Source organism: Bacillus sp. AR2-1 (assembly GCF_008368755.1).
GTDB lineage: Bacteria > Bacillota > Bacilli > Bacillales > Bacillaceae_G > Bacillus_A > Bacillus_A wiedmannii.
Genome location: NZ_QORY01000008.1, coordinates 423,211 through 436,162 on the forward strand (window position 1 = coordinate 423,211; position 12,952 = coordinate 436,162).

At 35.5% G+C, this 12,952-nt stretch carries 12 protein-coding genes; 9 read left to right on the top strand and 3 right to left on the bottom strand.

Going from position 1 to position 12,952, the window contains the following annotated elements; genetic code table 11:
• Positions 1 to 96 precede the first annotated feature (96 nt).
• Together DT250_RS12015 and DT250_RS12020 are read left to right on the top strand one after the other, a co-directional pair.
• On the top strand, positions 97 to 399 hold the full coding sequence (locus DT250_RS12015) for a YlaH-like family protein (RefSeq protein ID WP_000893656.1): 303 nt from the start codon (positions 97 to 99) through the stop codon (positions 397 to 399).
• Between the two features lie 14 nt (positions 400 to 413).
• The gene (locus DT250_RS12020; RefSeq protein ID WP_088064318.1) at positions 414 to 689 is read left to right on the top strand and encodes a hypothetical protein; all 276 of its coding nucleotides are present in this window, start codon (positions 414 to 416) and stop codon (positions 687 to 689) included.
• A gap of 35 nt (positions 690 to 724) precedes the next feature.
• On the opposite strand, the gene DT250_RS12025 is transcribed toward DT250_RS12020, so the two are convergent.
• The gene (locus tag DT250_RS12025) at positions 725 to 925 is read right to left on the bottom strand and encodes a YlaI family protein (RefSeq protein WP_002093346.1); all 201 of its coding nucleotides are present in this window, start codon (positions 923 to 925) and stop codon (positions 725 to 727) included.
• Between the two features lie 145 nt (positions 926 to 1,070).
• Between DT250_RS12025 and DT250_RS12030 the strand changes: the two genes are divergently transcribed.
• Positions 1,071 to 1,526, top strand: a complete 456-nt coding sequence (locus DT250_RS12030) for a PNPOx family protein (protein WP_000024571.1) — start codon at positions 1,071 to 1,073, stop codon at positions 1,524 to 1,526.
• 246 nt (positions 1,527 to 1,772) lie between these two features.
• The gene (locus tag DT250_RS12035) at positions 1,773 to 3,101 is read left to right on the top strand and encodes a PhoH family protein (RefSeq protein WP_000358079.1); all 1,329 of its coding nucleotides are present in this window, start codon (positions 1,773 to 1,775) and stop codon (positions 3,099 to 3,101) included.
• Positions 3,102 to 3,146: 45 nt separating this feature from the next.
• Here DT250_RS12035 and DT250_RS12040 read toward each other — a convergent pair whose 3' ends face one another.
• Positions 3,147 to 3,644, bottom strand: a complete 498-nt coding sequence (locus tag DT250_RS12040; protein ID WP_088123318.1) for a molybdopterin-binding protein — start codon at positions 3,642 to 3,644, stop codon at positions 3,147 to 3,149.
• 150 nt (positions 3,645 to 3,794) lie between these two features.
• Between DT250_RS12040 and DT250_RS12045 the strand changes: the two genes are divergently transcribed.
• From DT250_RS12045 to pyc, 3 genes are all read left to right on the top strand, one after another.
• Entirely contained in the window at positions 3,795 to 4,082 is a 288-nt protein-coding gene (locus DT250_RS12045; protein WP_000135698.1) for an Fpa/YlaN family protein, read from the top strand.
• A 125-nt stretch (positions 4,083 to 4,207) separates the two neighbouring features.
• On the top strand, positions 4,208 to 5,386 hold the full coding sequence (locus tag DT250_RS12050; protein WP_088064316.1) for an FtsW/RodA/SpoVE family cell cycle protein: 1,179 nt from the start codon (positions 4,208 to 4,210) through the stop codon (positions 5,384 to 5,386).
• A gap of 333 nt (positions 5,387 to 5,719) precedes the next feature.
• The gene (gene pyc / locus DT250_RS12060) at positions 5,720 to 9,166 is read left to right on the top strand and encodes a pyruvate carboxylase (protein ID WP_149213082.1); all 3,447 of its coding nucleotides are present in this window, start codon (positions 5,720 to 5,722) and stop codon (positions 9,164 to 9,166) included.
• A 238-nt stretch (positions 9,167 to 9,404) separates the two neighbouring features.
• On the opposite strand, the gene ctaA is transcribed toward pyc, so the two are convergent.
• The gene (ctaA, locus tag DT250_RS12065; RefSeq protein ID WP_001188735.1) at positions 9,405 to 10,340 is read right to left on the bottom strand and encodes a heme A synthase; all 936 of its coding nucleotides are present in this window, start codon (positions 10,338 to 10,340) and stop codon (positions 9,405 to 9,407) included.
• Positions 10,341 to 10,836: 496 nt separating this feature from the next.
• Between ctaA and ctaB the strand changes: the two genes are divergently transcribed.
• Together ctaB and coxB are read left to right on the top strand one after the other, a co-directional pair.
• Positions 10,837 to 11,760 (top strand): protoheme IX farnesyltransferase, encoded by a 924-nt coding sequence (ctaB, locus tag DT250_RS12070; protein ID WP_000017546.1) that lies wholly within the window; start codon positions 10,837 to 10,839, stop codon positions 11,758 to 11,760.
• Between the two features lie 93 nt (positions 11,761 to 11,853).
• A complete protein-coding gene (gene coxB / locus DT250_RS12075; protein WP_149213083.1) occupies positions 11,854 to 12,903 on the top strand; it encodes a cytochrome c oxidase subunit II in 1,050 nt (349 codons plus the stop codon).
• The last annotated feature ends 49 nt before the right edge of the window (positions 12,904 to 12,952 follow it).

Genomic DNA, 12,952 nt, shown 5'->3' on the forward strand with positions numbered 1-12,952 from the left:
ATTTACTCTTTTTTGTGGACAGTATTTTTTTTGCGGGTTACTCTTGTATTAAGTACATAAATAAAATTTGTTTCTTGTGAGAAAGGGGGATGAATGATGTTAGAAAGAATGTCGTTTTTTGCGAAATTATGTAAAGTTGATGAAAATCCGGAACTAGGGATGTGGTTGCTGTATGGCATCATTATTATATTAAGTGCACTTGTGTATAATTTAGGTTTTGCAAGAAAACTATCAATAATAAAAAATATAGTGATATATATATCGTTAGCGATTGGATGTACAGTTTTAACTTTCTTTGCAGTTTTTTTACCTGTTGGAGAGGGCCTTGTTGTAGCGGCAATTGTACTTGGGATTTATAGGTTGCGTTTACGTCAAGCGAGACAACAAAAAGCAGGGTGAGGGGGCAAATTTTTATGCGTTCAGTACAAGATGCGTTATATAATTGGTTAACAATTAAAACAGTTGCCGAAGCACGTCCAGATGATCGTGCTGCACAAGAAACGTATTTGTTATTTGAAAATATGATATATGAAGAACATAAATTAAAGAATGTGGAAGTTAAAAAGAATGAAGAAATGTATTTGATTACATATGAAATGAATGGAGAAAGAAAATCTGCAAGGTTTCCGTTAGAAGCTATTGATTGTTTTGTGGATCAAATGAATCGTGAACCTGAAAAATATAAATAAGTCCTTATCTATATGATTAAGGACTTATTTACATTTTACCAATCGTCTTCGACTTTTTTATCACGGTATAATCGGAAATTACCACTTGCATGACGTTCCATCGTACGTTCTGCAATTCGTTCCGAACATTCCATGCACATATATGTATGAATAGGGCGGTTACGTAGTTTTTTTGCCGTAGGATTTTCATCATCTAACATATCTTTTTTATCACAAATCATACACTTGACTCTCATTTCGTCACCTCAATACGAATTCTATCAGTATAAGTATATCATGGAAGTGTAATATTTTTGAATAATAGCGGGAAAAAATAATATTTTCGCAATTCGAAAAATAAGTTATGATAAGGATATAGTAAGTATATTTGGAGGTGGAAATATGGCGAATGTAGTAGATCCTACATTAACAGATGATTTAGTACAAACGTTACGTAAAGAATGTATTGTTATGGTAGCAACAACAGACTTCGAAAAACAAGTTCCTAACGTAAGTGCTATTTCTTGGGTGTATGCAGTGAGTAAAACTAGTATTCGATTTGCAGTAGATCAACGTTCACGTATTGTGGAAAATATACGGCATAGTACTGGGCTAGTATTGACTATAATGGCGAATGAATCCGTATTTTCCATAAGTGGTGCAGGTGAAATTTTGACTGATAGAATGGAAGGCATTCCTCTAAAATTAACTGTAATAGAAGTAAATGTACAAGAAGTACGTGATGTTATGTTTTATGGAGCGAAGCTTGCAACTGAGCCAACCTATGAAAAAACATATGATATTCGCGCAGCGAAAAAGCTGGATAACCAAGTGTTAGTAGGAATAAAAGAATTATAAATGTGATAAATAAGAAAATAAGTTATTAACTTTTGTAATCAGTTATTGTGATTTTATGTTAATAATTATAATTAAAAGTAATATATTGAATAGAAATGAATAAAAAATAAATAAAAGGTTTCATGGTTATGAATTTCGATTCTACCTCGTTTATACGGTACATATAATTATAACAATGGTTCGTCCATATTTTATGGATGAAACCCTTGTTCTACAAATTTAAAAGTGGAGTCAGGGGGTAACAGGTTGGATAAAATTTATGTGTTAGATACGAATGTACTTTTGCAGGATCCTTTATCTATTTTTTCATTTGAAACAAATGAAGTAGTGATTCCAGCAGTTGTATTAGAAGAGGTTGATTCGAAAAAACGTTATATGGATGAAGTAGGACGAAACGCTCGTTATGTATCTAAGTTAATAGACAAATTTCGTGAAATAGGAAAGCTGCATGAAAGTATTCCGTTAGAAAACGGCGGTACATTTCGTATTGAATTAAATCATCGTTCATTTGTTCAACTACAAGATATTTTTGTAGAAAAAACAAATGATAATCGAATTTTAGCTGTAGCAAAAAATCTATCTTTAGAAGAACAAGAAAAAGAGGACGGGAAGTCTGTTATTTTAGTAAGTAAAGACGTGCTCGTAAGGGTAAAAGCTGATGCAATTGGTTTGAAGGCGGAAGATTATTTAAGTGATCGTGTAATTGAAGTAGATAATATATATTCAGGATTTTTAGAAGGGTATATATCAAAAGAGCAATTAGATTATTTTTATGAAAAAGGTGAATTGCCTTTATCCGAAATTGCAAATCACCCTTTTTATCCAAATCAGTTTGTAGTAATGAAAGATGCATTAGGGGGATCTAGTTCAGCACTTGGCATTGTGGATCATTTAGGTAAGAAGGTAAAGAAACTTATTTTTCACAATGAACAAGTATGGGGGATACGACCACGAAATGTGCAGCAAATTATGGGGTTAGAATTGTTGCTTCGTGAAGATATTCCGCTAGTAACGTTAACGGGGAAAGCTGGTACAGGAAAAACATTACTCGCGTTGGCTTCAGGACTCATGCAAACGGAAGATTTAGGACTATATAAAAAACTACTCGTTGCAAGGCCAATTGTTCCAGTCGGAAAAGATATCGGTTATTTACCAGGAGAAAAAGAAGAAAAGTTAAGACCATGGATGCAACCGATTTTTGATAATCTAGAGTACTTATTTAATACGAAAAAGCCAGGAGAGTTAGATGCTATTTTAGCTGGAATGGGTTCGATTGAAGTAGAGGCCCTTACCTATATACGTGGGAGAAGTATTCCAGATCAGTTCATTATAATTGATGAAGCACAAAATTTAACGAAGCATGAAGTGAAAACGATATTAACAAGGGTAGGAGAAAAAAGTAAAATTGTATTAATGGGGGATCCTCAGCAAATTGATCACCCGTATTTGGATGAATATAATAATGGTTTAACATATGTTGTAGAGAAGTTTAAAGAGCAACGTATTAGTGGTCATGTAAAGTTTGTTAAAGGGGAGCGGTCTAATTTAGCTCAACTTGCAGCGGATTTATTATAAAAGGAGTGAGCTGAGGCTCACTCCTTTTTCTTCCAAGTATACACTTTAAATAATTGTAAATTTACGGATGTTACGGATTGGATTTTGTCTATTAGATCCATCATTGTAATATAGATGAACAGGTCCATCCTCTTTTAATGGCTTTCCTTCTTTTGAAAAACCAAGAATAGCATTTTCTACAGTTTCTAATGGAAGTATTATTGTTTGATCTACTGTTTCAATTTCGACTTGCGTAGCGTCCTCTGAAATTTCGGCGTTAGCAAGAAATGGATGAAATGGTATACCGAACGTTCCAGTAATTAGTTGTTCTTTTTTATATTTCTTTACACTTTGTTGTATCGGTGGAAACGCAGCACCATCACGGATTTCGCGATCCCAATGCTCTGAAGTGTTTTTTAAATAAGCTTCTAGTTCTGAAGTGTTTTCTCTTGTTTCATCAAAGTAAGTTGTCAAATCTACTTTTCGATCATCAAAGATCCAAACAGTTGGATCGATAGTGATTGGAAAACGAACTTTTCCATTGATAAATAAAATTTCGCTCATTGTTGTTCCCCCATTTGTGTTATACTCCCACTTTTCAGTATAATAGCATTAGACACGGTTGTCACAAAAAATGTTTCTATTGCAATTTACTAAAACTATCGCTAATATTAATAGATAGGAGAGAGTAGGACGGAAACGGAGGGAATCAATTTGGCGTCTGAGACAGTATCAAATCATCAGGAAAAGGCACTAGCCCTTCTACAAGCGGATGCGGAGAAGATTTTAAGACTTATTAAGGTGCAAATGGACAATCTTACAATGCCGCAATGTCCATTATATGAAGAAGTGTTAGACACACAAATGTTTGGACTATCCCGCGAGGTCGATTTTGCAGTTCGCCTTGGTCTTATTGCAGAAGAACAAGGGAAAGCAATGTTAGGAGAGCTTGAACGTGAGTTATCTGCACTTCATGAAGCATTTACGAACAAACAACAATAACGGGTTCAAATAGGGGGGCTCAAACTGAAATAGTTTGGGCTTTTTATTTGTATAATAAAGCAGGAAGAATCAATGTACATATGGAATACAACAATAATTAAATTGAAACAGAAAGAGGAAATGAAATGAAAAGAGTATGGAAATCAATGGATTATTCATTATTACTTCCTCTTGTTATCTTATGTGTGTTGGGAGTTATAATGGTATATAGTTCTAGTTCCATTGTCGCGATTTCACGATTTGATAAACCAGCAAATTTCTTTTTTAAAAGACAATTAATTACTTTAGTTGTTGGGACAATAGTATTAATAATTATTGCTACTATCCCATATAAAGTTTGGAGAAAACGAATTTTTTTGTTGGGGAGTTACGGTGCTAGTGTTGCCTTATTAGCTGCAGCTGCCTTTTTCACTAAGTCAGTAAATGGTGCAAACGGATGGATATTTGGAATACAGCCTGCGGAATTTGTAAAGATAACGGTTATCCTCGTCTTAGCTCATTTTTTTGCGAAAAGACAAGAAACGAATACACCTGTTTTTAAAGGGTCAGGTCCAGTACTTATTGGTGTTGGTATAATCATGTTTTTAATATTAAAGCAAAATGATTTAGGTACTGATTTGTTAATTGCAGGAACAGTAGGAATTATGTTTCTTTGTTCGGGAGTACAGGTTAACTTATGGATTAAACGAATTGGTTTAACTTCTATAGTATGGATTCCGGCACTATATCTTCTTGGTAATTATGCATTAAATCCATATCAAAAGGCACGTTTTTCTGTTTTCCTTGATCCGTTTAATGATCCTCAAAAGGATGGATTTCAATTAGTGAATTCATTTATTGGAATTGCTTCTGGAGGGCTTAATGGTAGAGGTTTAGGGAATAGTGTACAAAAATATGGTTATTTACCAGAACCGCAAACGGATTTTATAATGGCAATTATATCTGAAGAACTTGGTTTTATAGGTGTAGCTATCATTTTAATCTGTTTATTACTTATTATTATTCGGTCATTTAGAGTTGCACAAAAGTGTACAGATCCATTTGGAAGTTTAATAGCTATCGGAATTGCAAGCTTGTTTGGAGTTCAAACGTTTATCAATGTCGGTGGTATGTCTGGAGTAATACCGCTAACAGGGGTACCATTACCGTTTGTTAGTTACGGCGGAAGTTCTTTATTAGCTAATCTACTTGCAATGGGAATACTACTCAATATTGCTAGTCACGTGAAACGACAAGAGAAACAACAGAATGGTCTAATGAAAGAAAGAGAACAAAATGGACCACATCTTGTAGTTGTAAAATAAAAACACATTATGCTTTAGAGCATGATGTGTTTTTTTATTTTTTAGTTGTTTTAAATAGGATGTATTAATTTCTCTTTCAGTTAAAAGATATATCACATTAACTCAAATGTGATATACAATTAAGTTGTTAGAAAAGGAAGAGGTATGCTATACTATTTTTGTGAAACAAATTGCACAGAAAACTTATCATTTGTTAAAAAATAAGGTATGATGGATAAAAATAAAGTGAAGCTTTCTAAGTATAATATAATGTGGAAAGTGAAGAACTTCACGCTTTTTAAGGTGTGTATATATTTTATCTCTAGAGTGGTAGGAAAGTAGAGGGGGAAAATCATGACAAAGCTGCAACGTATTCAAAAAGTATTGGTAGCTAACCGTGGAGAGATTGCAATTCGTGTGTTTCGAGCTTGTTCGGAACTTGGATTAAAAACAGTTGCAATCTATTCTAAAGAGGATAGTGGTTCTTATCATCGTTATAAAGCCGATGAGTCCTATTTAGTTGGGGAAGGGAAAAAGCCAATTGATGCTTATCTAGATATTGAGGGCATTATTGAGATTGCGAAAAGTAATCATGTAGATGCAATCCACCCTGGATATGGTTTCTTGTCAGAAAATATTCAATTCGCAAAACGTTGTGAAGAAGAAGGGATTATCTTTATTGGTCCAAAGAGTAAGCATTTAGATATGTTTGGAGATAAAGTGAAAGCAAGAACACAAGCGCAGCTAGCACAAATTCCAGTTATTCCTGGTAGTGATGGGCCGGTAAATTCAGTAGAAGAAGTTGGAGAATTTGCTGAAAAGTATGATTACCCGATTATTATTAAAGCTTCCCTTGGCGGTGGTGGTCGTGGTATGCGTATTGTACGTAGTAGTGAAGAATTAAGAGAATCGTATAATCGAGCGAAGTCAGAAGCGAAAGCAGCCTTTGGTAATGATGAAGTATACGTTGAAAAATTCGTTGAAAAACCTAAACATATAGAAGTTCAAATTTTAGCAGATGAAGAGGGCAATGTTGTTCATTTATACGAGCGTGACTGTTCTGTACAACGTCGTCACCAAAAAGTGGTAGAAATCGCACCTAGTGTGTCGCTTTCAGATGATTTGCGTCAGCGTATTTGTGATGCTGCTGTGAAATTAACGAAAAATGTAAATTATTTAAACGCAGGAACAGTAGAATTTCTTGTAAAAGGTGATGAGTTTTACTTTATTGAAGTAAATCCGCGTGTTCAAGTTGAACATACAATTACAGAAATGATCACAGGGGTAGATATCGTTCAATCGCAAATTTTAATAGCTGATGGACATGCATTACATAGTAAAATGGTAGGTGTTCCGAAGCAAGAGGAAGTAGTTGTTCATGGATTTGCGATCCAATCTCGTGTAACGACTGAGGACCCACTAAATAATTTCATGCCGGATACAGGGAAAATTATGGCATACCGATCAGGCGGTGGTTTCGGTGTTCGTCTTGATACAGGTAATAGTTTCCAAGGTGCTGTTATTACACCGTACTATGATTCTTTACTCGTAAAAGTTACAACATGGGCACTTACTTTTGAACAAGCTGCTGCGAAAATGGAACGTAACTTAAAAGAATTCCGTATTCGTGGTATTAAAACAAATATTCCATTCCTAGAGAATGTAGTAAAACATAAAAACTTCTTATCAGGAGAATATGACACTTCATTTATTGATGCGTCACCTGAACTATTCCTGTTCCCGAAACGTAAAGACCGCGGAACAAAAATGTTAAATTACATTGGGTCAGTAACAGTAAATGGCTTCCCAGGAGTAGGGAAAAAAGAGAAACCAATTTTCCCGGATGCTCGTATACCGAATGTATTACACTCAGAGCCGGTTCAAAATGGAACGAAACAAATTTTGGATGAGCGTGGAGCGGACGGATTAGTAAAATGGGTACAAGATCAAAAGCGTGTACTTTTAACGGATACAACATTCCGTGATGCGCATCAGTCATTACTGGCGACGCGTATTCGTACAAAAGATTTACATCAAATTGCAGAGCCGACAGCGAGAATGTTACCGAACCTATTCTCAGCGGAAATGTGGGGTGGTGCAACGTTTGATGTTGCATATCGTTTCTTAAAGGAAGATCCATGGGAACGATTACTAGATCTTCGTGAAAAAATGCCAAACGTTTTATTCCAAATGTTACTTCGTTCTTCAAACGCAGTTGGTTACAAAAACTATCCGGATAATTTAATTCAAAAATTTGTGGAATGTTCTGCTCAAGCTGGAATTGATGTGTTCCGTATTTTTGATAGCTTAAACTGGGTAGAAGGTATGAGAGTTGCGATTGATGCTGTACGAGATACTGGTAAAATTGCAGAAGCAACAATGTGCTACACAGGAGATATTCATGATCCGTTACGTAGTAAATATGATTTAAATTACTATAAAAACTTAGCAAAAGAGTTAGAAGCATCAGGAGCACATATATTAGGAATTAAAGATATGGCAGGCTTATTAAAACCTAATGCGGCATATGATTTAGTTTCTGCATTAAAAGAGACGGTATCGATTCCGATTCACTTGCATACACACGATACGAGTGGAAATGGTATATTAACGTATACAAAGGCAATTGAAGCAGGTGTTGACATTGTCGATGTAGCAGTAAGTTCTATGGCTGGTCAAACGTCACAACCAAGTGCGAACACGCTATACTATGCATTAGGTGGAAACGAAAGACAGCCAGACGTTAATATAGATTCATTAGAAAAACTATCTCATTATTGGGAAGATGTGCGTAAATACTACGCACCGTTTGAAAGTGGTATGAATGCACCTCATACAGAGGTATATATGCACGAAATGCCAGGCGGACAGTATAGTAATCTACAACAACAAGCGAAAGCGGTTGGTTTAGGAGATCGCTTCGATGAAGTGAAAGTAATGTACCGCCGTGTGAATGACATGTTTGGCGATATTGTTAAAGTAACGCCATCATCTAAAGTTGTCGGTGATATGGCATTATTTATGGTTCAAAATCACTTAACAGAACAAGATGTTTTAGAGCGTGGGCATTCTATGGACTTCCCAGGATCTGTTGTTGAAATGTTCTCAGGAGATTTAGGACAGCCATATGGTGGTTTCCCGAAAAAGTTGCAAGAAATTATTTTAAAAGGGAAAGAGCCATTAACAGTAAGACCGGGTGAATTATTAGAGCCAGTAGATTTCGATGCGTTAAAAGAAGAGCTATTCCATAAGCTTGGACGCGAAGTGACGATTTTTGATGTAGTTGCATATGCATTATATCCAAAAGTATTTATGGATTACGAAAAAGTTGCTGAGCTTTATGGAAGTGTATCTGTGCTTGATACACCGACATTCTTCTATGGTATGAGACTTGGTGAAGAAATCAATGTGGAAATCGAACAAGGTAAAACATTGATGGTTAAACTAGTATCAATCGGAGAGCCTCAGCCAGATGGAAATCGTGTTCTTTACTTGGAGTTTAACGGTCAACCACGTGAGATAGTTGTGAAAGACGAAAGTGTGAAAGCAACAGTGGCACAACGTGTGAAAGGAAACCGTGAAAACCCAAACCACATTAGTGCAACAATGCCAGGAACGGTTATTAAAGTAGTTGTTAAAGAAGGCGATGAAGTGAAAAAAGGCGATTCTATGGCAATTACAGAAGCGATGAAAATGGAAACGACAGTTCAAGCGCCGTTCAATGGGAAAGTGAAAAAAGTATATGTTAGCGATGGAGATGCAATTCAGACGGGTGACTTACTCATTGAATTAGATCACTAAAAAAGAAAAAGAGCTGTGTAAATGCAGCTCTTTTTTTTATCCCGCTATTCGCCGGGCAGTAAGACACCCGCCTCAAAATTCAGCGAAAACAAAGAAGTTAGATGGGGGATCAACTGCCCATAAAAGCTTGATTGGTGCGGGCTAATAATCAGTGGGGGGATGAAGACCCCCACTGATTAAAGTTTCACTTTATTGCAAAAAATACCTTGCCAATTCAGCAAGGTATTTTAATTTAAATTTATTTTGTTTGTTTAGAAGTTGATTCAGCTTCTTTTGCATTCACTTTACTTCGTGTACCTAACATAACTAAATAGCATAGTACAGCAAACAAGCAAGAAATGAATAGTGAATGTAATAATGCCATTACTAAATTAGCATTTGTAAATACGACTAAAATTCCTACGATAGCTTGAAGTGTAACAAGGATAAATGAAATGATCCATCCCCAGTATACGACAGGCTGCTGCTTGTAATGGCGAATAGCGAGAATCATCGCGTATAGTATCCAAGCGAAAATTAACATCGCTGCAACTCTATGTCCCATTTGAACCCATTCATGTAGTTGAGTTGGCATAGGTCTATTTTTGCTACATAAAGGAAAGTCTGGACAGGCTAAGCTAGCTCGTTCGTGACGTACTAAAGCACCTGTGTAGACGACAATATAACTGTAAATTGTTACACCATAAATATGAAATTTCATTTTTTTGTCCATAATAAGTGAACGTGCATCAAATTTCTGATCAATTTCAAAGATAAGACACGTTAATAAAATGACAGAAGCAAATGAAATTAAGGAAATACCGAAATGGATAGCAAGTACAGCTGGCATTTGTCCCCAAACAACTGCTGCCGCTCCCATTAATGCTTGCGCAACTAAAAATACGAAGGATAAAATTGCTAACGTTTTTGTTTCGCGCACATGTTTATAATATTTCCAGGACAAAATACAAAGGAGAGTGACAAGAATTCCTGCTGATCCTGATGTAAGGCGGTGACTTAGTTCAATAATAGTTTCCATTGATAAATTAGATGGAACAAATTCACCGTTACAAAGTGGCCATGATTTACCGCACCCTTGGCCAGAACCTGTTTTTGTAACTAAGGCGCCTCCTAGTAAAACTATTAATAAATCAAGACTCGTAATGACTGCTAACCATTTAATAAAGCGTTGCAATCTATTTCACCATCTTTCTGCTATGAAGTTATTGCGAAATATTTTCATTCCATTATGTATAGAATAAAAAGCGCTAGTTCCTATGATATATAAAAAATAATAAAATAGCAAAGAAATGGCGGGGGCAGACAGGGGAGAGAAAATGGGTGTGGAAATAGGATATATAAGGGAATTTTTAGGTGAAAAACAGGCTATTTTGAAAAGATATGGGGAGAATACGTGTTAAATATGACAAAAAAGTTTATTATAGAAGGTAACATCATGTTATGATAAGGACAAGTAAGAATTAAGTTTTTATATTCGACACAAAAAGTTCATGTTTTCTTCACAAAATGTTCGGGAAATATGATTTAATATATTGGAGTATGGGCGTAGATTAGTAGTAGAATGGATTAACAATATTTCTACTGTAATAATATTGCTATATAGAAGCGAAATATTTCATTCGAAATAGGCGCAAAAAGAAAGATGAAAGTTTTAAGAGGGGGTTAAAGTGATGAGCCATGCAACAAGTGAGCTGCATGATGAGTCAGCTGTTACAAGTGTACCGGAAACAACTCGGCTACAAGATTTATCAGCGCTCGTTAAAATGGGGATTGTAAACTCAAATACACTTACTGTATTTACAGGATTTTGGTTGGCATTACATTTTAATGGATTAAGTGTGATGGACAATCTGGATAAGTTATTCTTTACAATCGTTGGTTCTGGATTAATTATGGCAGGGGTATGTTGTTTAAATAACTACATTGATCGAGACATCGACCCGTTAATGGAAAGAACAAAAACCCGTCCAACAGTTACTGGGAAGTATAAACCGGGATTTGCACTTACATTTGGACTAGTTATATTACTTCTTGGATTTGTATTTTTATTATTAACAACACCAATGGCAGTATTAATGGGATTTATTGGTGCTTTCACATATGTTGTCTTATATACGTTATGGACAAAGAGAAAGTATACACTAAATACTGTTGTAGGTAGTATATCTGGAGCAGTTCCACCTTTAATTGGATGGGCAGCAATCGATCCATCTTTAGGCCATCCAATTGCTTGGATGTTATTTTTAATTATGTTTATTTGGCAAATCCCACATTTCCTCGCATTAGCGATGAAACGTGTTGATGAATATCGAAATGCAGGAATTCCAATGCTTCCTGTAGTTCATGGATTTGAAATTACGAAACGCCAAATTATGATTTGGACAGTATGTTTATTACCACTACCATTTTATATGAGTGGACTAGGGATAACATTTATGGTAATTGCAACATTGTTAAACATCGGATGGATCGTTTTAGGATTTTATGGCTTCCGTAAGCAAGATGACATCAAATGGTCCGTACAAATGTTTGTTTATTCCCTAAATTATTTAACAATCTTATTTGTATCAATGATTGTAGTTACATTCTTCTAAGACAACGACATAATTGGATTTCTTTACGTTGAGATTTACTTTACTTAACTATAAAGTACAATCTAATTCACAAGGAAAGTGGGGGTTGTTTGTATGAAGAAACAGTGGCGACTGCTTTCGTTCGTTTCACTGCTGGCTTTACTGTTAGGGGGATGCGGTAAAGCCTTTCAATCTACTTTAATTCCGCAAGGAGAAGTAGCAAAAATGCAATATGATTTGCTCTTACTAGCAACTGCGATTATGGTAGGAGTAGTACTAGTAGTTACTATTATTTTCTTATATGTAATTGTGCGTTTCCGACAAAAGAAAGGCCAGGAAGATTATATTCCAGAGCAAGTTGAAGGGAATCACAAACTAGAAATTATTTGGACAGTTATTCCGATTATTCTTTTGTTAATCTTAGCTGTTCCGACGGTTACATATACATTCAAACTTGCTGATGTAAGTGCGATGGAGAAAAAGAATATTGATAAAGATACTATCGTTGTTGATGTAACAGCGAATCTTTATTGGTGGGAATTTTCTTATAAATCAGAAAAAATAGTAACTTCTCAAGATTTAGTCATCCCCACAGGTAAGAAAGTGTATTTGAATTTGAAGGGTGCCGATATTAAACATTCGTTTTGGGTTCCATCTTTAGCTGGGAAAATGGATACAAATACAGACAATGTGAACAAAATGTGGTTAAAGGCAGATAAATCGGGCACTTATAATGGTTTTTGTACAGAATTTTGCGGCCCATCACATTCTTTAATGCAATTCAAAGTGAAAGCTTTAGATGAAAGCGAGTACAAAAAGTGGCTTGCTGATATGAAGAAGATTGATGGGAAGAAAGAAGTAGCTTCAACAAAGGCGCAAGAGGGCCAAGAAATATTTAATAAAAGCTGTATTGGTTGTCACGCAGTTGGATCTAATGATAGTAGACCACCTTCCGCTCGTATCGCACCAAACTTAGCAAACTTTGCGGATCGCGATATGGTTGCCGGTATTGCCGAAAACAATGAAGAAAACTTAAAAAAATGGCTGAAAGATCCTGAAAATATGAAACCAGGAAATAAAATGACTGGTAAATATGGCAACTTAACGGATGATCAAATTAATGCATTAAATGCATACTTACAAACGTTAAAAGTTGAAAAGTAAAGAGGGATTATTCGCGAAGGGGAGGTTGAAAACGTGAGTTCTGTAGCAA